This is a genomic window from Chitinimonas sp. BJB300 (genome assembly GCF_002735695.1).
GTDB lineage: Bacteria > Pseudomonadota > Gammaproteobacteria > Burkholderiales > Chitinimonadaceae > Chitinimonas.
In genome coordinates, this window is record NZ_PDZH01000084.1 from 1 (window position 1) to 20143 (window position 20143).

The window sequence follows — 20143 nt, forward strand, 5'->3', positions numbered from 1 at the left end:
TAATCGGCACGATGTTCCTGCACCATACGCACCGCACGTTCGCGAACTTCCGGGGAAAAGGGGGTCGTCTTCTTCATGGCACTATTCTCTATGATCAAGAAGCCTCCTCAAAACCCGGGGCGGTTCACCTTGGAGGTGTAATCGTTCTTGGACAAAAAACGCGTCACCTGGTCGTGGCTCATTGCACCACCTACCATCGCCGACAAGCCCGTTGCTGTCGCCGCGCCAAACGTGCTCAGCAAATAATCGGTGTACAAATCGAGTTCTTTGTTCTTCATGGCGACAGGTTATCGTATGCACTGCGTAACATCAGCTAATAAGGCAGTTCCTTTGGGAAAGAACGCCACCAAAAACCGCTACCTTGCCCTGCTCCGGGCAATCCTGCGCAAAGCAGAACGGTCATGGCGCTGGATTGAGAAAGCTCCTCACATTACGCTCTACCATGAAGCTAAACGCCGAATCCTGTGGATAACCCCCGCTGAATCGCAAAGGCTGATAGCCCATTTACCGGATTACCTGTTCCAATTGTTACGTTTGCACTTGCCACTGGTTTACGTAAATCAAATATCTACTGGTTACGCTGGGATCAGATAGATATCACAAGAAAAGTCGCTTGGATTCATCCCGATGAGGCCAAAGCAGAAAAGCAATTGGCGTACCCCTAAACCAGACTGCGCTAGATGCTATAGCCACTCAAGCCGGCAAACATGCTGAGTTTGTATTCACCAACCAAGATAAGCCCTTAGGTAGCTTAAGCACCAAAGCCTTTGATAAAGCATGTCTAGCTGCCGGAATAGAGAATTTCCGGTTTCATGATTTACGCCATACATGGGCAAGTTGGCTGATTCATTCTGGGGTAGGACTTGCTGAACTCCAAGAGCTTGGAGGGTGGGAGTCCGTGGAAATGGTACGCAGATATGCTCACCTTGCGCCAGACCATTTACAGAAACATAGCCGGCAAATTGACATCATCATGGCAACATTTAGTCATACCATCGAAGATGACAAAAAAAACGGGTTAGTGCCTTAACACTAACCCGTTGATTCTACTGCTTTTTTTGGTGGGCCCGCACGGACTTGAACCGTGGACCAAAGGATTATGAGTCCTCTGCTCTAACCAACTGAGCTACAGGCCCGAAAGGGGTTAACCCTCGCTAGCCAAGCTGTCGAGGAAACTCTTCAGCCGCTCAGAGCGGGTTGGATGGCGCAGCTTTCGCAGCGCTTTGGCTTCAATCTGACGTATCCGCTCACGCGTTACATCAAACTGCTTGCCGACTTCTTCCAGCGTGTGATCAGTATTCATTTCAATACCAAAACGCATACGCAATACTTTGGCTTCGCGCGGCGTCAATGTGTCAAGCACATCACGGGTCGCATCACGCAAACTGGCATAAACGGCAGCATCCACTGGTGCGAGATTGTTCTGATCCTCAATAAAGTCGCCTAAATGTGAATCGTCGTCGTCCCCGATCGGCGTTTCCATTGAGATCGGCTCTTTGGCAATCTTAAGGATCTTACGAATCTTATCCTCTGGCATATCCATCCGCTCAGCCAATGTTGCTGGATCAGGCTCTAAACCCGTCTCCTGCAAAATCTGACGCGAAATACGATTCATTTTGTTGATCGTTTCGATCATATGAACCGGGATACGGATCGTACGTGCCTGATCAGCAATAGAGCGGGTAATCGCCTGCCGAATCCACCAAGTGGCGTAAGTCGAAAACTTATAACCACGGCGGTATTCAAATTTATCTACCGCCTTCATCAACCCAATATTGCCTTCTTGGATAAGATCAAGGAACTGCAAGCCACGGTTAGTGTATTTCTTTGCGATTGAGATTACCAAGCGCAAGTTAGCCTCAATCATCTCACGCTTAGCACGACGAGCCTTGGCTTCACCCGTGGACATCTGCCGGTTGATCTCTTTCAGATCCTTGATCGGCAACATGGCTCGGGTTTGAAGCTCTGTCAGCTTGGACTGCTTTTCCATCACAGCGTGCTGGTAACGTTCCAGAATAGCGGCGTATGGCTTACCCGAAGCAATTTCATCTTTCACCCAGTCAAGGTTGTCTTCATTACCTGGGAAAGTCTTGATGAAATGCTCGCGAGGCATCTTCACTTTGTGAACGCAAATATCCATGATTTCACGTTCATAGCCGCGAATCTCATCAACCATGTTACGCACACTGTCACATAGATTTTCTACTTGGCGCGCAGAAAAACGAATTTTCAGAAACTCTGCGGATACCTGTTCTTGCAATGCCAGATATTGCTTACTGTGAGGACCATGCTTTTCCAATGCTTTGAGCATTTTGTCAAACAGGACGCGAATGACCTCAAAGTGTTCACGGGCTTTATTCTTCAGTTCTTCAAGGTTAGCGGCAGCGGCAGCGCTACCGTCATCATCTTCACCTTCATCATCACCCTCAAGCGCCTCTTCGTCGGAATCCGTATCGGGCAAATCAGGTGCAGGCAACGCTTCTTCTTCGATTGCATTCGGATCAATAAAGTCATCCACGACCTCGTCAATGCGAATTTCATCAGCCAGAGCGCGATCAACCATGCCGATAATACCGGCAACCGTCGTTGGGCACGCAGAAATGGCTTGCACCATGTGCTTGAGACCATCTTCGATCCGCTTAGCGATTTCTATTTCGCCTTCACGGGTCAACAACTCTACCGTACCCATTTCGCGCATATACATACGCACAGGATCAGTCGTACGGCCAAACTCCGAATCCACCGTGGAGAGTGCGGCTTCTGCCTCTTCAGCCACATCATCGTCCGCAACCGCAGCAGGTGTGGCATCAGACATCAACAGAGATTCGGCATCAGGCGCCTCGTCGTATACCTGGATGCCCATATTCGTGATCATGCTGATCACGCCTTCGATCTGCTCGGCGTCCAGCATATCTTCCGGCAGATGATCGTTGATCTCCGCATAGGTCAGAAAGCCACGCTCCTTGCCGAGCACGATCAAGTTCTTAAAGCGCGCCTTACGTGCTTCGCTATCGAGACGCGGTTCTGCGTCCCGCTTACCTTCTGACTTGTCGAGGTCTTGATTTGCCGCCATGTGGGGTAATCTCGAATCTAATACGGTGAAACGGAAAATGATAGCACGAATTGCATCCAAAAGGATGAATTCGTTACTCCAAACTTGATCTGCCCTTGCTTTGGCAAGGGCAGACGTGGCTTTTTGCAAATAGTTTCAAAGACCTAGCTAAAAACACTGCTGCCCACTTAGCCAGCCGCCCACAGATTTGCTCAAATGGCTGCTAGCGTCCAAGCATTACTAAACGACTGTACTCGGTTCGCTCGTCGGCACTAAGATTGGACAAACCCTTGGCCGCGAGTTCCGCCTGGCGCCGCGCGGCTCTGGGTTTTTCCATCAACAAAAGATAACGTGCTAAAGTCTCTTGCCAAGTCTGGGCAAGAATCGCTTCATCACCATCACGATATACATCGCGACTTTTAGCAAATGCACGCGCCAACAAGCTGTAACTGGGGCTATCGCGCAATGCCTCAAGCAAGTGACCAATCGCAGGAACATGCGTTTGCTCACCCACAAAATCCACCAACCGCAAAATAGCTTTCATGGAAGGGGTAATCTCACTCTCCGGCAATTCATTCTGCGGCAACTCCAACGCATACTTTGGGGCAGTAACCAGCAATTGCAAGAGCTCAAATCCCAAATCATTGCTATGACGCTCCTCAACGAAGGATGTCGGGTTTTCATCCCTCAAAGCGTCTTGACGCCAACCTCGCCTGCTCTTGCCTCCGCCGTCCTTCCAGGCGCCGGGTCTAGCATTCCACGCACCAGCCCCCACCCGGTCGTTACTCGCTCCCTCTTGCCACGGCTTACCCTCTCTTTGCCAAGCAGTAACAACTGGCGGATGCGCCGCCATCGGTGAGATGCCGCCTAATAGCTGGGCAACTTCAACAGCATCCAGGCCCGCCATTTCCGCCAGCTTCTTTCGTAACAGCATGCCCAATGCTGGCGCCTTGATCTGCTCTACCAACGGTTTGGCCAAAAAGAGAAATTTGGCTTTTCCCTCTTCGGTTTGCAAATCCACCTGCGACGCCAGCTCACGGCAAAGAAAACCCGCGAGTCCAATTGCTTCCTGATCAATCAGCGCTTCAAAAGCTGCCTGGCCAAACTCACGTATATAGCTATCCGGGTCGTGCTCTGCCGGCAAAAACAAAAAGGACAAGGTTTTGCCGTCGCTCGCCTGCGCCAAGCAATTTTCCAGCGCTCGCCATGCAGCCTTGCGCCCTGCCCGATCACCATCGAAACTGAACACCACTTGATCCGCCAAACGCAGCAGTTTTTTCACATGCTCGGGCGTACAAGCCGTACCCAATGTCGCCACTGAATACTCAACACCAAGCTGCGCCAAGGCCACGACATCCATATAGCCCTCCACAACCAACACTCGGTTTTTGGCGCGGATCGCCGGGCGGGCCTGGGGCAATCCATACAACTCCAGTCCTTTTTGAAACAAGGGCGTTTCTGGGGAGTTCAAATACTTTGGCTCTCCCCGATCAACAATACGACCTCCAAAACCAATGACTTGGCTCTTGCCATTCAAGATCGGAAATAGTATTCGGTCACGAAATCGATCGTAACGTCGGCCAGACTCGCCATGATCAATAACAAGGCCGACTTCGTTCAGTTGCAAATTAGTGGCGTAATCACTAAAGCATTCGGCCAATGGGTGCCAGCCATCGGGGGCATATCCCAACCCAAACCGGGCGGCAATTTGGCCGCTGAGGCCGCGCTGCTTAAGGTAGTCGACTGCTCGCGTACTGTGCTTAAGCTGATCACGGTAGTAGTGCATGGCCCGCGTATTCAGATCCACCAAGCCACTTTGCTGCTGGCGGCGAGGCGCGTCGTCAATATGCCCCTCGGCTTTTGGTACCTGCATGCTTACAGATTCAGCCAGTTTCTCAACGGTATCCTGAAATCCCAACCCTTCGTATTCCATGACAAAGCCAATGGCTGAGCCATGCACGCCGCAACCAAAGCAGTGATAAAACTGTTTGGTAGCGCTCACGGTAAAGGATGGGGACTTCTCCTTATGAAAAGGGCAGCACGCAGAATAGTTTTGGCCCGTTTTTTTAAGCGGCAGATAGCGCTCCACCACCTCTACAATGTCGAGGCGGTTGAGCAAGTCTTGAATAAAGTCTTCTGGAATACGGGCCATGGTCACAAGCGCTGAGGCAAAAGCAGCAAAACGCGTAGCGCGTCTAGCTTATCCAATGCTTACTGAATGCGCGCCTTAACCAAAGTGGATATTTTGCTCATGTCGGCACGCCCTGCCAACTTAGGCTTAATCTCAGCCATGATTTTGCCCATGGCAGCCACGGTTGCGCCATGCGTTGCCAAAGCCGTGTCCAGGATTGCGGCAATCTCCGCCTCATCGGCCTGTTGCGGCATATAGCCATCAAGCACCAACATTTCAGCCTTTTCAATATCGGCCAAATCTTGCCGGGCCGCCGCTTCATACTGGCTGATCGAGTCACGCCGCTGCTTCTGCATCTTGTCGATAATCGCCACGATCTGATCATCCGACAACTCAATACGCTCATCCACTTCACGCTGTTTCATCGCAGCCAGCAAAAGGCGGATGGTGCCCAGACGGGCCACATTCTTCTCACGCATGGCGGTCTTCATATCATCGGTAATGCGTTGCTTCAGGCTCATGATAGGACTCGATTGTGGTGGGTTAAAACATTAGAGCCACCAGATTTCTGGCGGCTCCAATGAGTTTTGCACCCCTGCTACAAAATCTCAAGGGGGCGATACTGCAACCACACGTAACTGCGCCAAACCGCACGCATTACGGTACGCGGAAAACGCTGCTTAGTAGTACTTCTTTGGCAGCATCTGGCTGCGAATGCGCTTGTAATGGCGCTTCACAGCAGCAGCGAGCTTACGCTTGCGTTCGGTGGTTGGCTTTTCGTAGAACTCGCGAGCGCGCAGTTCGGTGAGAAGACCTGTTTTTTCCACCGCACGCTTGAAGCGGCGCATGGCTACCTCAAACGGCTCGTTTTCCTTGACGCGTACATTTGGCATGAAAATCAGTCCTACTTTCTAACTGAAAGGGTTAATAAAAAACTCGGATTTGAATTTTACCAGTGCCAAAAAGGAAATAAAAGACTGTTTTGCAAAAGAAATCTGCCATACGTCCTATTAAGCACCGCACTCGGCACGTAATTTGCGTAGCAAGTTCAATCGCTGCGGCAAAATCTCTCCACGCTCCAACGCGGCGATCAGCGCGCAATTTGGCTCTCGGTCATGCCGGCAATTATGGAAACGACACTGACCGATATAGGGACGAAACTCTGGGAACAGTGGCACCAGTCTATCGGCCGGCAAATGGCGCATGCCAAACTCTTGCAGGCCAGGGGAATCAATTAGCTCACCCCCATGTGGCAGCCGATAAAGTGTGGCATGCGTCGTAGTATGCTTGCCGGAATCAAGTGCGACGGATATCTCATTGGTGCGCGCTTTCACTTCAGGCAACAGCGCATTAACGAGCGTGGACTTACCCATGCCGCTCTGGCCAACAAATACAGAAGTCTGATCAACCAGATAAGCCCACAAGGGGGACACATCCTCCTGTGCCGATAACTCCAACATCGGGTACCCCAACGCACAATAAGGCGCCAAAATCGGGCGGACTGCCGCTGTTTCGGGTAAATCGGCTTTATTGAGCAAAATCAGGACGCGAATATCCGCATCTTCCGCGGCAACCAGACACCGGCTAAGCAATTCCTCGTAAAAACTTGGCACCGCCGCGAGTACCACCACGATTTGCGTGACGTTGGCGGCTATAAGCTTTTCACGCCACTCATCCGAACGGTACAGCAAGCTGCTGCGCGGCAACGCCTTCTCTATTACCGCTTGTTTCTCATTCAAAATGCCTACTTCAACTTGATCACCCACGGCGTAATCGGTTTTTTTCTTCCGCGTCGTAGCGATATAACGTCTGCCTTCGGCCAACTCCACAATAAAGGACTTACCGTGTGACTCAATAATGCGCGCGACTTCCCTCATTAAACCAATGCATCCAATTTGGCGGCGCACACAAAGTCGTTACGACTGAGCCCCTTGACCGAATGCGTGTCATAGGCCACTTCGCAACTGTTGTAGCAGACGTGGAGTTCAGGGTGATGATCTTCGCGGTGCGAAACATACGCAGAAGCATTCACAAACGCCAGTGTCTCGTAGTAGTTGGAAAAACGAAACGTTTTAACCAACTTGCCGTTGGTTACAGACCAGTCTTTTACTTCAGCCAGTAACACTTGCACCTCAGCAGCACTAAGTTGCGCAACTTTAGCTGGACAATGTTCTTGCACAAGTGACATCGATTTAACCTTTCAATCATGCTCGGCGCAGTGCGGCAATACGCAATGCAGCAGGCGGATGGGAATCATAAAACAGGGAGTGAAGTGGATCGGGCGTCAATGTGCTGGCGTTGTCCCGATAGAGCTTCACCAAACCGGAAATCAAGGCGTCTGCGCTGCTGACCGAAGCAGCATACTCATCTGCCTCGTACTCATGCTTGCGTGAACCGCGGCTGGAAAGCCAGCCAAACGGGAAGGTGAACACGGGTAGCGCGAGGAAGAACAACGTCAATGCAGCGGCCGTAGATGGTACTGCCACGCCCAAACCCGCATAAAACCAATTGGCGTCCTTCAAGTACCCCAGCAGGGCCAGCGTCAGCAAACCCAGCCCATACATCACCACCATACGCTTGATGATATGCCGACGCTTATAGTGGCCCAATTCATGTGCCAGCACGGCTTCGACTTCCAGCGGTGTGAGGCGCTCCACCAAAGTATCGAAAAACACGATGCGCTTGGTTTTGCCAAAGCCAGTGAAATAGGCATTGCCATGGCTGGAACGCTTGCTGCCATCCATGACAAACACCCCATTGCTCTGGAACCCGCACTTGGTCAATAGATTATCTATCCTGTCCTTAAGGCTGGCGTCGGCAAGCGGTATGAATTTATTGAAGAGGGGCGCAATAAAGGTTGGGTACACCGCCATCAGGAACAAGCCAAAACCAACCCAGGCGGCCCATGCGTACAACCACCACAAGGTGCCCGCCACATTCATCAGCCAAAGCACCAGTGCGACCAGTGGCAAGCCCAGTGCAGCGCCAAGCAAGGTGGATTTGATCAGATCAAGCACGAAGAGCTTAGGTGTGACTTTATTGAAGCCAAACTGCTCTTCCAGCACGAACGTGGAGTAGAGCGAAAACGGCATGGAGAGGAAACTGCTGATCGCCGTCATCCCCCCAATCAGCAACAAGCCGGCCCAGATACCGCGGCCGGCCAGACTATGGGCGATGGCATCCAGCCAACCCAGGCCACCGCCCAGCGTAAATGCCAACAAGACCATCGCCTCCCAGCAAATCGCCCAGCGCGCCAGCTGCACCTTGGCTGCCGTGTAATCCGCCGCCTTTTGATGGGCTGCCAATTCGATGTCGTTGGCGAAATCGGTGGGCACCACAGCACGATGCGCCAACACATGGCGAAGATGTCGGGTTTTGAGCCAGAGCTGTAGGCCGGTGGAAAAAACCAGAAAAATGAGAAAAACAAAGCTGAAATCGTGAGCAGACATATGCGCAGTAATGTAGTGGCTCTTAGCCCTGTGAGACAATACGCCCATTCTACGCGAGTCATCGACGCTCATGCCCCTCTGTGTTGCATGCTTGGCGCGTAATGGTGGCAGTTTGCCTCACGACCCCACCGCTCACGTAATCAACCATTGAATCCAAGAAAGTGCCGAAAATGGCTCAAGACGCGAATCATCTGATCTGGCTGGACATGGAAATGACAGGCCTGAACCCTGATACCGATCGAATCATCGAGCTTGCCGTAGTCATTACCGATAGCGAACTCAACACCATCGCTGAAGGCCCCGTGTTGGTGGTGCATCAACCCGATAGCGTGCTCGATGGCATGGATGACTGGAATAAGAATACCCACGGCAAATCTGGCCTCACCGCCAAGGTCAAGGCGTCTACACAGGACGAAGCAGCCGTCGTCGCCCAAATGCTGGTTTTTCTTGAAGCCCATGTGCCAAAAGGCGCCAGCCCCATGTGCGGCAACACCATTCATCATGATCGCCGCTTCATGGCACGCTGGATGCCGGAATTAGAAGCGTGGTTTCACTATCGGAACCTGGATGTCAGCACGCTGAAAGAACTCTGCAAACGTTGGAAACCGGAAGTTGCCAAGGGTTTGAAAAAATCCGGTCGGCACGAAGCGCTGGCCGATGTATACGATTCAATCAATGAACTGAAGTACTACCGCGAGCACTTCCTCAAAGCCTGATGCCAGCCACGACAATGAGCTTACCCCACACAATCATCGGGTTGGCAGAACAGCTGGGGCGGATGCTGGCTGTCCGCCACCTGCACGTTACCGCAGGTGAAAGCTGTACCGGGGGTGGTATTGCCAATGCGATCACCGAAATTCCCGGCTCATCGGGTTGGTTCGATATGGCGTTTGTCACCTATTCAAACGAAGCCAAATGCAGATTGCTGGGTGTGCCAGAAGCTGCATTGGCCAAATTTGGTGCTGTCAGCGAGGAAGTCGCGCAAGCCATGGCGTTTGGCGCGCTACAGTCTGCAAAAGCGGATATCGCCGTCGCCGTTTCGGGCATTGCCGGACCAAGCGGCGGAACGGCCGAGAAACCTGTGGGCACCGTCTGCTTTGCCTGGGCATTCGGCCGTCAGCTGGAAAGTGAAACCCGCCATTTTGCCGGTGATCGCACCCAGGTACGCGAACAAACCATAGAACATGCCCTGCGGGGCCTCATCCAGTATCTGAACAAAGTCGACTCATGACCACCATCGTTGTTGTCCGTAAGGACAATCTGGTCGCTATCGCGGCAGACACGCAATCCACCTTTGGCGACACCCGCCTGGGCCATCTGCACGATGCGCAACCCGAAAAGATTTTCGCCTCGCACGACAGCCTTTTCGGCTTGTGCGGTTCGGCAGCGCATGATTTGGTACTGCAGTCTATCCTCGCCAAGACTCGCGCCCTAGACTTCACCAACCGCGCGAGTATTTTCGACGCCTTCCGCAAGCTTCACCCAAAGCTGAAGGAAGACTTCTTTCTCAAGCCGGAAGAAGAAGAGGACGACCCTTATGAGTCCAGCCAGATCACGGCGTTGATCGCAAATGCACACGGCATCTACGGCGTGTTTTCTATGCGAGAGGTATATGAATACCGCCATTATTGGGCTATAGGCTCTGGCCGTGACTTCGCGATTGGAGCCATGCGGGCTGTCTACGACAACCCCGTATTCAGCGCGGCCGATGTCGCCCGTATCGGTGTCGAAGTTGGCTGTGAATTCGACGTGGGCTCGTCGTTACCCATGAGCTTGCAAACCATGGAACTCGCCCCGATCAAACAAACCAAGAATTGACCGACCAGACTGAAATGTGGCGTCTGCCCCCAGATGATCTGAAAGACCGACATGAGCCAAGACACCCTGCAACGTTTCCTATTTGATACAGCGCCCGTGCGTGGCGAAGTGGTGCGACTGAGCGCCACAACCAGCGAAGTGCTCAAGCGGCGGGAATATCCGCAGGTTATCCAAAAGCTGATCAACGAATTGATGGCCGCCTCCGCCCTGATGACCGCCATGCTGAAATTCGAGGGGTCATTGATCATGCAACTGCATGGCAAAGGCCGGCTCAAACTGGTAGTGATCGAATGCGAATCCGACCTGACCATGCGCGCAACCGCACGCTGGGATGAGGAAGCAGGTGAACTGCCCAATGTATCCCTTGTAGAATTGCTTGGCGAGGGCCGCTTCGTGATTACACTCGACCCTACAGATGGCGGCCAAACCTACCAAGGCGTAGTCGGCTTATCAGGCAACAGCGTTGCCGCCATTATCGAGCACTACATGCAAAGCTCTGAACAGCTCGATACCCGGTTATGGCTCAGCAGCGAAAATGGTGTAGCGGCTGGCATGATGCTGCAAAAACTACCCGCCGGCCATGGTGACCCGAATGCCTGGCAACACCTGACCGCCCTGGCAGAGACCATTACCCCACATGAGTTGAGTTCCCTCCCGCCACAGGAGTTACTCTACCGCCTGTTCCACCAGGAAAGTGTACGGGTCATGGCGGAAGAGCACCCCCGCTTTGGTTGCCGCTGCTCGCGTGAGCGGGTAGGCAGCATGCTCAAGATGGTGGGTCGTGAAGAAGCGGAATCCGTACTGGCTGAGCGCGGCAGCGTGGAAGTCGATTGCGACTTCTGTAACCAACACTACAGCTTCGATGCCGTGGATATTGCTCAACTTTTCAGCAGCGAATTACCCAGTGCAGCCCCCCTTACCCGCCAATAGATTGGATTGCATCGGAGCAATTAAAAAGGGACGCCGAAGCGTCCCTTTTTGCCGTCTACCGCCCGCCAGTAAGCAGGCGATTAGGCGACTTGCGGTGTATTGCGCAGCTTGATATGCAGCTCGCGCAGTTGCTTCTCGTCCACCGCGTTCGGCGCCTGGGTCAGCAGGCACTGGGCACGCTGAGTCTTCGGGAAGGCAATCACATCGCGGATCGACTCGGCACCCGCCATCAGCGTAACCAGCCGGTCCAGACCAAAAGCCAAACCACCATGCGGAGGCGCGCCATAAGCCAAGTTTTCCAGCAGGAAGCCGAACTTGTTCTGGGCTTCCTCTGGGCCAATGTTCAACGCTTCAAAAACGGTCGACTGCATGTCAGCACGGTGGATACGGATTGAACCGCCTCCCATTTCCCAACCATTGAGCACCATATCGTAGGCGCGCGCCTTGCACTTGCCCGGGTCGGTCTTGAGCAGATCGATATGCTCAGCCTTCGGAGAAGTAAACGGATGATGGCAGGCGGTATAACGCTTGCTTTCCTCGTCGTACTCGAACATGGGGAAGTCAACCACCCACAGCGGTTTCCAGCCGCGGGTAAAGAATCCACCAGCTTCGCCCTTCTCGTGGCCGATCTTGATCCGCAGCGCGCCAATCGCCTCGTTCACAATCTTGGCCTTGTCGGCACCAAAGAAGATGATGTCGCCATTTTGCGCGCCGGTCAGTTCCAGCGTGGCTTTCAAGGCGGTTTCGGACAGGTTCTTGACGATCGGAGACTGTAAACCGGTTTCGTTTGGCTGGGTTACGTCGTTGACCTTGATGTAAGCCAAGCCACGCGCACCGTAAATGCCGACGAACTGGGTCCAGGCATCGATCTCGGAACGGGTAAACGCTGCACCACCGGGCACGCGCAAGCCAACCACACGGCCCCCTTCCATATTGGCGGCACCGGCAAACACTTTGAAAGCCACGTCCTTCATGACTTCGGTCAGCTCAGTGAACTTGAGGTCCACGCGCATATCAGGCTTGTCCGAGCCATAGTAGAACATGGCATCGTCGTACTGCATACGTGGGAACTTGCCCAGGTCAACGCCGATGGCTTCCTTGAATACATGGACAGCCATTTCCTCGGTGATATCCATGATCTCGTCCTCAGAGAGGAACGAGGTCTCGATATCGATCTGGGTGAATTCAGGCTGGCGGTCGGCACGCAAATCTTCATCGCGGAAACACTTGGTGATCTGGTAATAACGATCGAACCCGGCCACCATCAAAAGCTGTTTGAATAGCTGGGGCGACTGCGGCAACGCGAAGAACTGGCCGTCATGCACACGGCTGGGCACCAAGTAATCACGCGCGCCTTCCGGGGTCGAGCGGGTCAACATCGGTGTTTCCACGTCGATAAAGCCGCGGCTATCGAGGAAGTTACGCACCAGCAGCGCCACTTTGTAGCGCAGACGCAGGTTCTTCTGCATGGCCGGGCGACGCAGATCGATGACGCGATGCTGCAAGCGAACCATCTCGCTCAGGTTTTCGTCATCAATCTGGAACGGCGGCGTGTTGGCAGCGTTCAGAATCACCAACTGCTTGGCCAGAATTTCGATCTCGCCAGAGATCAGGTTGGCGTTAGCGGTGCCGGCCGGGCGCTCACGCACGATGCCGGTCACTTCAATGACAAACTCAGAGCGAATCGTATCAGCCAATGCAAAGGCTTCTGGCGTATCTGGGTCAATCACCACCTGCACCAAACCCTCACGGTCACGCAGGTCGATGAAAATCACACCGCCATGGTCGCGGCGGCGATGCGCCCAACCTTTGACGGTAACGGTTTGGGAAAGAAATCGCTTGTCGATCAAGCCACAGTAATCAGTACGCATACCAGTTCCAATATATGGGGTTCGCCCTAACGGGGCGGAGATAAGCCAGAATGTAGACAAATAGGGATTTAACGGGCTAAGCGAGTGAGTCTGCTTAGCCCGGTAGATTTGGATTGACAGGGTCCGGGCGCAGCAGCGCGGGCAACCTGGGGGTGGGCGAAACCACGCCCATCGAGATCACGTATTTCAACGCCTCATCCACGCTCATATCGAGTTCGATGGTTTCGGATTTTTTCACCACAATGAAGTAACCCGATGTCGGATTGGGTGTGGTCGGCACATAGACCGAGAGATGTTCGCCATCGAGTTGCAAAACGATTTCATCTGCCGGCGTACCGGTCAAGAAAGCCACGGTCCAGGCATTATTGTGCGGAAAGCGCACCAGCAAGGCTTTGCGAAAAGCATTACCGGAGTCGGATAGCACCGTATCGGACACTTGCTTGACAGAACCGTAAATGGACTTCACCACCGGGATGCGCGCCAGGATGTCTTCCCAGAACTTCACCATGCGCTGACCTAGGATATTGGCTGTCAGAAAGCCGGTGGAGAGCACAATCAGCACCACGCAGATCACACCGATGCCTGGGATATTCACACCAAGGATATCTCGAGGGCGGCTTCCCTCGGGCAATAAAAGTAGAATGCCATCCATTGCGCCCACGAGCGTGCTGACCACCCAGAGGGTGATGCCTAGCGGCACCCAGATCAACAGGCCGGTGACAAAATAACGCTTCATGCGATGGCTTTCAATTTTCAGGATTCAATTCAGATTAGTGCGAATGACCACAGTTGCCTGAACCACACGCTGGAGCGGTAGCGGGTGCTGCCGCTGGCTCGGCAGCAGGCGTACTGCTTGCCACAGCATCGCCCGTCGCCTTGGCGCCACCACCCTTGAAGTCGGTTGCATACCAGCCAGACCCCTTAAGTTGAAAACCGGCCGCAGAAACCTGCTTGGCAAAGCTTTCTTTCTTGCACACAGGGCAAGTCGTGACGGACGCGTCAGCAATTTTACGCAGTACATCAGCACGATGGCCGCATTCATTACATTGAAAATCATAGATCGGCATTGCCGTCTCTCTCCAGAATCAGGAAAAGTCCAATCAAAGCCGGGCATTATAACGCAGCGGGAGCCAGCGGTGCGGTGTCGATCGGCAGGCTTTTGCTTACCCAGATGCAGGCATCCATCTGGGCACGGCCCAACACACCTTAGCCGATTCAAACAGGTTGTCGCGAACGGTGTACTGCAGGGTAAGGCAGCCGTCAGAAAAGGGAAGCCCTACGGTGGTTTGACGCACAGGATTACAGTCCCGTAGGCTTGCGCGCATTTTGCCAATAAGGAGATAACATCATGCGCTTACACGCCATCTTGGCCTTCGGGCTGCTGCTATTGGACACAGGCCCCGTATTGGCTGATGTCAACAGCCCAGTCGGTTCCTGGAAAAACATCAGTGACAAAACAAAAAAGGTCGAAGCCGTCATCCAAATCTGGGAAGAAAATGGCGAATTGCACGGTAAGCTGACCAAACTGTTCGAGTCCAAGGAAACCAATTGCACGGCATGTAAGGGAGACAAACAAAACAAGCCGTTGCTGGGATTGGAGATTATCTGGGGTGTACGAAAAAACGGCGATGAATGGACTGGTGGCGAAATTCTCGACCCCAGCAGTGGGGATATCTACAGCGTAAAGATGCGCCTGGCGGAGCAGGGGCAGCAACTGAAGGTGCGTGGCTTCTTAGGTATTTCGCTATTTGGGCGTACTCAGACTTGGCTGCGTGACCAATAAGGGACAATAAAAAGCCGCCACGCTGCAAAATGAACGGTTGTGCCACTACCGCCAGGTAGCGAAACCTACTCGTGGCGGCAAGGGCACAACAAAGACATGCCTAAGAGCTTGTCTAAAGTCTGCTGCGCGTCGGCAATATGGCGTTGAAAGCACCCTCGCAATGCTCATTTACCATTTGTAAACGCCGCTTCATCGGCTGTTCCCGCCATATCTTGTTTTGCCCGCGAGACCTTGAGACAGGTTCAAACCAGCGCTAGAACTTGTGGACAATACCGCCAAGAATCGTGTGCACCACTTTGCCGCCCTCAATCTTATTATTGTTGTACTCAGCAATGAGCTTGGTCCGCTTGGAAAAATAACGCTCAATACCAGCGCCGATTTTGCGCTCATGATCGTGTAGATGTACACCGCCCATATTGCTGGCACCCAAGCGGCGGTAACCCATATAGCCACCAAGGTTCTTCCACCCCAGCTCCCAATTCAGCGACCAATTGGTGCGCCGGATTTCCGCCAGCCCCGTCTGACTCAACGCGATCCGGTCCACCGCCAGTCCGACACGGCCAATGGGGAAAACGTAGGAACTGGCAACCATGAAATGCTGGGACGTATTTTCCGACTTCACGCTATAACTGCTTGCGGCTGACGTTATGACCGCCCCCATCACGTTACCTGCCACAGCGTTAGCCAGCGCAGCCGGAATACCGGCTTGCAACAGCGCCCCCGCCAACAGGGGCGTTGCTGCCGTTTGGGCTGCCACTAGGCCTGCGAGAACCTGATCCGCAACCGGATGCGTCAACACGTTTTTTTGCTGATCGAACACCGCATCAATGCGAAATTGGCCGCGCGCGCTTGGGCCTGTCGAATAACCTGCGTTCAGTGATAGCCGCCTGGTTTCAGGGGTGGTGGCCGTTTTGTTCTCTCCTACGGCATACATGGCAACGAAGTGCGGGCCATCCACCTTGCCATAGTCATAGCGAATCGCATTGTTGAACGTTCCTTCCGGCTCTGTATAACGTCCAATGGTAGGAAACGTAGGGAACTGGGCAACAAGCGCCGGCACAATCCTTTGCTGCACAGCGCCAGTCAGGGTTTGGGTGGCAGTAGTCGACGCTTGGGTAGCCAGCGCCACAGCAGCAGCGTTCGGTGCCCCCGCTGCCGTCGCCTGTGCAAAGGTGGCAGCATAAATCTGCTGACCAAAACCCGCGATAATAGGCGCCGCACTGGCTGCATCAAAAGGCACAACGCCAGGGAATACGCGCTCCACCCAGGCTGTCATGCCGGTACCAATGCCGGTGGAAGGGTCATAACGATCAACAACTTCATCGAAGGGCGTCTTACCGCGCCCCAGCCTGATGTCACCAAACTGTCCTCGCAGTCCTACCCAGCCTGCCCGGCTGGCAAAACCGTTGTGTTCCCGCCAGGCATGGGTGGTTCGGTCATAAACCCGGCAGTCGTTTGCCACTGTTTGGCTGCCATCCAGGCACATACGGGTACTGATATCAAAGAATGCCTTCATGCCCGAAGGTAGGGCTTCATCCCCATTAAACGACAGATACGAATTGGCGGTGTCGAGCACTAGCTTGCGGCCGGTCTTCCCCTCCATATCCAAGCTGGCCATACCTATCTTCAATTCACCCTGGATATTTACGTCAGCTACGGCAGTCATGCCTGTCAACAGTGCAGCAGCGGCACCCACACCGGTCATTGTACGCATCTGTTTTTTAGCCTTTGTCATCGGTGCACAGCACCATGCGGCACCAAAGACACCTTAGGCATTGCATACGCCAACTGCCAAACCCAATTGCGAAATGCAACCATTACAGCGCAAATACCGCAGCGACTTGCCATTACTGCAACAGAGGACCCAACACCTCGGTACGCTTATTATCGCTGCCCCCAGGAAGACATTCCCAGCGCCTCTGATAGAATCTTCGCCCTACCATCCTGCGGTTTCGTCAGGGTATGCACTGCAGACTAGGGCTGGAAGTCAGGCCACCCCTTCTCATTGAACATACCTGCAAGGCAGGGTTCGCCCCCTCCACCAGCCGTCTCAAACCACGGTTGTTCAGCGCCCGCCTAACCCCCCTAGCACGACGTTCTCACCATGCTCGATGTATTCACCCTGGTCTTGATTGCCTTCTCTGCCGGATTAATCGACGCTGCTGTTGGCGGTGGGGGCTTGGTGCAGGTGCCCGGCCTATTCGCCACCTTGCCTCAGCACACACCCGCCACTTTGTTCGGCACCAACAAGTTTGCTTCGGTTTTTGGCACGGGCACCGCCGCCTGGCGTTATTCGCGTCACATTGATATTGCCTGGAAGCTGGTCCTGCCGGCTGCCATTACCGCCTTTGTCTTCTCATTCATCGGGGCCATGGCGGTCAGCATCATCCCCAAGGAATGGATGCGGCCCCTTGTGCTGGCGCTGCTGATCTTCATGCTGGGCTATACGCTTAGGAAGAAGGATTTTGGCGCACTGCATCGCCCAAGCCATATCGGCCGGCGTGAGCTGATCGTTGCATTGGCCATTGGTGGTGCAATCGGCTTTTATGATGGGCTGTTTGGGCCCGGTACTGGTAGTTTCCTCATCTTTTTGTTTATCCGGTTCTTTGGTTTTGACTTCCTTCGGGCCTCGAGTGCTGCGAAAGTCGTCAACATCGCCACCAACCTCGCTGCATTGGCCTTTTTTATCCCTAGCGGGCATGTGCTCTACCAATACGCCATCCCTATGGCCATCGCCAATATCACCGGGGCGCTCTTTGGTACCCGGCTGGCCATGCGGGGCGGCACCAGCCTTATCCGAAAGCTGTTCATTGTCTTGGTCAGCCTGCTCATCGCCAAGCTAGCTTGGGATACTCTGCACTAGACTTCGCTAAAATAGTGCAGTTCGTTACGCCAGATACCGTGTTCTGCAATGCAGGCCGACAAGTTGATAGATAGATCCCCGGTAACCTTCTGGGGCAAAGTACTGCTTTGCTCTCCAATTACCGGCCAGCCAGGAACAAATCGTCATGAATGCTTCTTATAAGCGCCCCGAATCGGTTCTCGTGGTGGTTTACACGCCGCAACTGGAGACCCTGATCATCGAACGGACAGATGTGCAGCATGCCTGGCAGTCGGTCACCGGCAGCCTGGAAGCCGATGAAAAACCTCGCGAAACCGCGGTGCGCGAGTTGCGTGAAGAGCTGGGCATCGATGCCAGCCAGTTTGAATTGCAAGACTGGGGTATCTGCAACGAATACGAGATTTTCGAAGTATGGCGACACCGCTATGCCCCGGGGGTTACTCAAAACACCGAGCACGTGTTTGGCCTGCTGGTGCGCGAACGCTTTGAACCCACCCTCTCCCCGCGCGAACACACCCACTGGCAATGGCGTGACGCCACCGTCGCAGCCGAAGCCGTCTTTTCCCCCTCCAATGCCGAGGCGCTGCGACTGGTACCCGAGATGGCGGAGAAATTCGGGGCTGACTTTTCGACGCAAGGCTCAGCGTAAACTCTCGCTAACGCCATACGACCCATGTGCGCTTTTGCCCCGTCACCGTTCGGTGTCGCCCACCTTCTTTCGCCCACTGGCGGTCAAGGCCAGGTAATCAGTTGCGAGAAGTCGCCCATGATCTCCGTAGCCGCCAGGCTGGGAAACTGAATACCGCGTAACGTCCAATACGCCTTGACGGAAGTGTTGATGTCGAGATAGGTATCGACCGTGCAATCATCCGGGCTATTAATACGCCGCCCAGGGAGCGGACGAACAATTGGAATCTGCGTAATCTCATTATTGGTAAACGACTTAACGCGCTGTTCTGTTTGTGTCTTGGGTTCTATTACCACAATGGTGATATCGGTAATCGAGGGCGTCTGGTCTTTCTGTATTTGATCACTCATCGACTTCAGCATGCGTGGTAATTCCGTCTGCGTGAAAACAGAGTCGAAACGCAAACCACATCGTACAACCGACGTTACATGGCCACGGGCGGCATGCCCCAGACGGTCTGATACATCAACAAAATATTGCGGGAATGTTCCGGGGTCCCATTCAAATTGCTTATTGACATAACGCGCAGCCGTAGTAGCTTCCAACTGGCCAAATATTTCCCGTCCAAACTCCCTATTCCATTGATCGACTAATTTGGCCAGGGCAAGCTCATTGATGCCATTCCAGAAAATACTGCCATTTACGGGGGTGGCCGCATCGAATTGTTCAAGCAACATGTCATACGCCGCCTGCTTGTATTTGTAGTCGAGGCTATTGCCGCTCTTTACCATGAATTCATCTACATATCGGTCGGCAAAGGTACGCTTGGCGTTGGACGACGATTTAGTTCGGATACCAACCAGTGCAGGGCCACGTTGTGTCTGTCCGACACGGCGGGCCATGGCCTGCGCCATCAGGCGGCGTTGAACAGCTTGCATCAGCTCCGTCTTGAACTCCAGCGTACCAAACATCTGTTGGGCCAGCATGGGGTGCTGTCTGGTCCGCCTCAGCCAATCAATATCTGTCTCACCTACAGCCTGGGGAAAGGTATTTTGGAGCTTGAGATAAAGGGCAAAGGGAATTTTTCCACGATAATACGGCATACTTGATCCGATATTATTGGCATGGGCGCCCACTTCATAATACTGGTTCGCATAGAGCATAGGTCGCGCACTTTCTGTTGATTGAATTTTTAGAATAGCCTTCACATCTTTTTTATTAAAAATCTGCAATTAATTGAATATCGCCATATTCACATTACAAATAAAAACCATAAGCGAAAAGCAGCGTCCGCAACTATTCTTACAATCCACAGACTGTGATTAAAAAAGATATCTCTTTATCAGTTCCATTTACAACGACGGGATGATCTTATTCTATTTTTAAGACATCGAAATAATGTCAGTGAAAAACGCAAGAGGATATTTAATATATCGACAATTTGTCATTCAGAATGCAACAAGCTGTGGAAATTAAGATTAATATTATTTAATCTGCATATAATCACTTAAATACTGATGTTACGCAGTGCATACGCTAACCTGTCGCCATGAAGAACAAAGAACTCGATTTGTACACCGACTATTTGCTGAGCACGTTTGGCGCGGCGACAGCAACGGGCTTGTCGGCGATGGTAGGT

20 protein-coding genes, 1 tRNA gene and 1 pseudogene are annotated in these 20143 nt (G+C 53.2%); 8 read left to right on the plus strand and 14 right to left on the minus strand.

The window, feature by feature from the left end; translation table 11 throughout:
• Positions 1-107: 107 nt before the first annotated feature.
• Complete coding sequence (locus CSQ89_RS14425) at positions 108-278, minus strand: hypothetical protein (protein ID WP_233203173.1); 171 nt, start codon at positions 276-278, stop codon at positions 108-110.
• A 246-nt stretch (positions 279-524) separates the two neighbouring features.
• Between CSQ89_RS14425 and CSQ89_RS23705 the strand changes: the two are divergent.
• Positions 525-1030, plus strand: a pseudogene (locus CSQ89_RS23705) (site-specific integrase).
• A 29-nt stretch (positions 1031-1059) separates the two neighbouring features.
• Here the strand turns inward: CSQ89_RS23705 and CSQ89_RS14435 are convergent.
• The 8 genes from CSQ89_RS14435 to CSQ89_RS14470 all read right to left on the minus strand — a co-directional run bounded on the left by CSQ89_RS14435 (position 1060) and on the right by CSQ89_RS14470 (position 8632).
• Positions 1060-1136: transfer RNA gene (locus tag CSQ89_RS14435), tRNA-Ile, on the minus strand.
• 8 nt (positions 1137-1144) lie between these two features.
• Positions 1145-3073 (minus strand): RNA polymerase sigma factor RpoD, encoded by a 1929-nt coding sequence (gene rpoD, locus CSQ89_RS14440; RefSeq protein WP_099406852.1) that lies wholly within the window; start codon positions 3071-3073, stop codon positions 1145-1147.
• A 202-nt stretch (positions 3074-3275) separates the two neighbouring features.
• Positions 3276-5204 carry a DNA primase gene (gene dnaG, locus CSQ89_RS14445; RefSeq protein WP_099406836.1) on the minus strand — a complete coding sequence of 643 codons (1929 nt, stop codon included), beginning with the start codon at positions 5202-5204 and terminating at the stop codon, positions 3276-3278.
• Positions 5205-5263: 59 nt separating this feature from the next.
• Entirely contained in the window at positions 5264-5704 is a 441-nt protein-coding gene (locus tag CSQ89_RS14450) for a GatB/YqeY domain-containing protein (RefSeq protein ID WP_099406837.1), read from the minus strand.
• A 159-nt stretch (positions 5705-5863) separates the two neighbouring features.
• The gene (rpsU, locus tag CSQ89_RS14455) at positions 5864-6076 is read right to left on the minus strand and encodes a 30S ribosomal protein S21 (RefSeq protein ID WP_072427461.1); all 213 of its coding nucleotides are present in this window, start codon (positions 6074-6076) and stop codon (positions 5864-5866) included.
• A gap of 117 nt (positions 6077-6193) precedes the next feature.
• On the minus strand, positions 6194-7060 hold the full coding sequence (rsgA, locus tag CSQ89_RS14460) for a ribosome small subunit-dependent GTPase A (RefSeq protein ID WP_099406838.1): 867 nt from the start codon (positions 7058-7060) through the stop codon (positions 6194-6196).
• The gene (locus tag CSQ89_RS14465; RefSeq protein WP_099406839.1) at positions 7060-7371 is read right to left on the minus strand and encodes a 4a-hydroxytetrahydrobiopterin dehydratase; all 312 of its coding nucleotides are present in this window, start codon (positions 7369-7371) and stop codon (positions 7060-7062) included. The genes rsgA and CSQ89_RS14465 overlap by 1 nt, the downstream gene beginning before the upstream one ends.
• A 16-nt stretch (positions 7372-7387) precedes the next feature.
• Positions 7388-8632, minus strand: a complete 1245-nt coding sequence (locus CSQ89_RS14470; protein WP_099406840.1) for a M48 family metallopeptidase — start codon at positions 8630-8632, stop codon at positions 7388-7390.
• 170 nt (positions 8633-8802) lie between these two features.
• Between CSQ89_RS14470 and orn the strand changes: the two genes are divergently transcribed.
• Genes orn through hslO form a run of 4 tightly spaced genes read left to right on the plus strand, consistent with a single transcriptional unit; the run spans position 8803 to position 11380 of the window.
• Positions 8803-9348 carry an oligoribonuclease gene (gene orn / locus CSQ89_RS14475; RefSeq protein ID WP_099406841.1) on the plus strand — a complete coding sequence of 182 codons (546 nt, stop codon included), beginning with the start codon at positions 8803-8805 and terminating at the stop codon, positions 9346-9348.
• Between the two features lie 14 nt (positions 9349-9362).
• A complete protein-coding gene (locus tag CSQ89_RS14480) occupies positions 9363-9863 on the plus strand; it encodes a CinA family protein (RefSeq protein ID WP_099406853.1) in 501 nt (166 codons plus the stop codon).
• A complete protein-coding gene (locus CSQ89_RS14485; RefSeq protein ID WP_099406842.1) occupies positions 9860-10450 on the plus strand; it encodes an MFS transporter in 591 nt (196 codons plus the stop codon). The genes CSQ89_RS14480 and CSQ89_RS14485 overlap by 4 nt, the downstream gene beginning before the upstream one ends.
• A gap of 51 nt (positions 10451-10501) precedes the next feature.
• Complete coding sequence (gene hslO, locus CSQ89_RS14490) at positions 10502-11380, plus strand: Hsp33 family molecular chaperone HslO (protein WP_099406843.1); 879 nt, start codon at positions 10502-10504, stop codon at positions 11378-11380.
• Between the two features lie 80 nt (positions 11381-11460).
• Here the strand turns inward: hslO and aspS are convergent, their stop codons facing one another.
• From aspS to CSQ89_RS14505, 3 genes are all read right to left on the minus strand, one after another.
• The gene (gene aspS / locus CSQ89_RS14495) at positions 11461-13251 is read right to left on the minus strand and encodes an aspartate--tRNA ligase (protein WP_099406844.1); all 1791 of its coding nucleotides are present in this window, start codon (positions 13249-13251) and stop codon (positions 11461-11463) included.
• A 94-nt stretch (positions 13252-13345) separates the two neighbouring features.
• A complete protein-coding gene (locus CSQ89_RS14500) occupies positions 13346-13987 on the minus strand; it encodes a DUF502 domain-containing protein (protein ID WP_099406845.1) in 642 nt (213 codons plus the stop codon).
• A 34-nt stretch (positions 13988-14021) separates the two neighbouring features.
• Positions 14022-14318: an FmdB family zinc ribbon protein gene (locus tag CSQ89_RS14505; RefSeq protein WP_099406846.1), complete on the minus strand. Its 297-nt coding sequence runs from the start codon at positions 14316-14318 to the stop codon at positions 14022-14024.
• A gap of 281 nt (positions 14319-14599) precedes the next feature.
• Here CSQ89_RS14505 and CSQ89_RS14510 point away from each other — a divergent pair, with 281 nt between their 5' ends.
• On the plus strand, positions 14600-15034 hold the full coding sequence (locus CSQ89_RS14510) for a DUF2147 domain-containing protein (RefSeq protein WP_099406847.1): 435 nt from the start codon (positions 14600-14602) through the stop codon (positions 15032-15034).
• A gap of 253 nt (positions 15035-15287) precedes the next feature.
• Here the strand turns inward: CSQ89_RS14510 and CSQ89_RS14515 are convergent, their stop codons facing one another.
• Positions 15288-16748, minus strand: a complete 1461-nt coding sequence (locus CSQ89_RS14515) for a porin (protein ID WP_158229002.1) — start codon at positions 16746-16748, stop codon at positions 15288-15290.
• Between the two features lie 390 nt (positions 16749-17138).
• On the opposite strand from CSQ89_RS14515, the gene CSQ89_RS14520 reads away from it, so the two are divergent.
• Positions 17139-17897 carry a sulfite exporter TauE/SafE family protein gene (locus CSQ89_RS14520; protein WP_099406849.1) on the plus strand — a complete coding sequence of 253 codons (759 nt, stop codon included), beginning with the start codon at positions 17139-17141 and terminating at the stop codon, positions 17895-17897.
• Positions 17898-18042: 145 nt separating this feature from the next.
• Positions 18043-18525 carry a dihydroneopterin triphosphate diphosphatase gene (nudB, locus tag CSQ89_RS14525; protein WP_099406850.1) on the plus strand — a complete coding sequence of 161 codons (483 nt, stop codon included), beginning with the start codon at positions 18043-18045 and terminating at the stop codon, positions 18523-18525.
• A gap of 83 nt (positions 18526-18608) precedes the next feature.
• On the opposite strand, the gene CSQ89_RS14530 is transcribed toward nudB, so the two are convergent.
• Complete coding sequence (locus CSQ89_RS14530) at positions 18609-19736, minus strand: hypothetical protein (RefSeq protein WP_099406851.1); 1128 nt, start codon at positions 19734-19736, stop codon at positions 18609-18611.
• Between the last annotated feature and the right edge of the window lie 407 nt (positions 19737-20143).

Coding starts and splice junctions, on each gene's coding strand:
- CSQ89_RS14425 (WP_233203173.1), bottom strand. CDS start 278: ATGAAGAACAAAGAACTCGATTTGTACACCGATTATTTGCTGAGCACG.
- rpoD (WP_099406852.1), bottom strand. CDS start 3,073: ATGGCGGCAAATCAAGACCTCGACAAGTCAGAAGGTAAGCGGGACGCA.
- dnaG (WP_099406836.1), bottom strand. CDS start 5,204: ATGGCCCGTATTCCAGAAGACTTTATTCAAGACTTGCTCAACCGCCTC.
- CSQ89_RS14450 (WP_099406837.1), bottom strand. CDS start 5,704: ATGAGCCTGAAGCAACGCATTACCGATGATATGAAGACCGCCATGCGT.
- rpsU (WP_072427461.1), bottom strand. CDS start 6,076: ATGCCAAATGTACGCGTCAAGGAAAACGAGCCGTTTGAGGTAGCCATG.
- rsgA (WP_099406838.1), bottom strand. CDS start 7,060: ATGAGGGAAGTCGCGCGCATTATTGAGTCACACGGTAAGTCCTTTATT.
- CSQ89_RS14465 (WP_099406839.1), bottom strand. CDS start 7,371: ATGTCACTTGTGCAAGAACATTGTCCAGCTAAAGTTGCGCAACTTAGT.
- CSQ89_RS14470 (WP_099406840.1), bottom strand. CDS start 8,632: ATGTCTGCTCACGATTTCAGCTTTGTTTTTCTCATTTTTCTGGTTTTT.
- orn (WP_099406841.1), top strand. CDS start 8,803: ATGGCTCAAGACGCGAATCATCTGATCTGGCTGGACATGGAAATGACA.
- CSQ89_RS14480 (WP_099406853.1), top strand. CDS start 9,363: ATGAGCTTACCCCACACAATCATCGGGTTGGCAGAACAGCTGGGGCGG.
- CSQ89_RS14485 (WP_099406842.1), top strand. CDS start 9,860: ATGACCACCATCGTTGTTGTCCGTAAGGACAATCTGGTCGCTATCGCG.
- hslO (WP_099406843.1), top strand. CDS start 10,502: ATGAGCCAAGACACCCTGCAACGTTTCCTATTTGATACAGCGCCCGTG.
- aspS (WP_099406844.1), bottom strand. CDS start 13,251: ATGCGTACTGATTACTGTGGCTTGATCGACAAGCGATTTCTTTCCCAA.
- CSQ89_RS14500 (WP_099406845.1), bottom strand. CDS start 13,987: ATGAAGCGTTATTTTGTCACCGGCCTGTTGATCTGGGTGCCGCTAGGC.
- CSQ89_RS14505 (WP_099406846.1), bottom strand. CDS start 14,318: ATGCCGATCTATGATTTTCAATGTAATGAATGCGGCCATCGTGCTGAT.
- CSQ89_RS14510 (WP_099406847.1), top strand. CDS start 14,600: ATGCGCTTACACGCCATCTTGGCCTTCGGGCTGCTGCTATTGGACACA.
- CSQ89_RS14515 (WP_158229002.1), bottom strand. CDS start 16,748: ATGCGTACAATGACCGGTGTGGGTGCCGCTGCTGCACTGTTGACAGGC.
- CSQ89_RS14520 (WP_099406849.1), top strand. CDS start 17,139: ATGCTCGATGTATTCACCCTGGTCTTGATTGCCTTCTCTGCCGGATTA.
- nudB (WP_099406850.1), top strand. CDS start 18,043: ATGAATGCTTCTTATAAGCGCCCCGAATCGGTTCTCGTGGTGGTTTAC.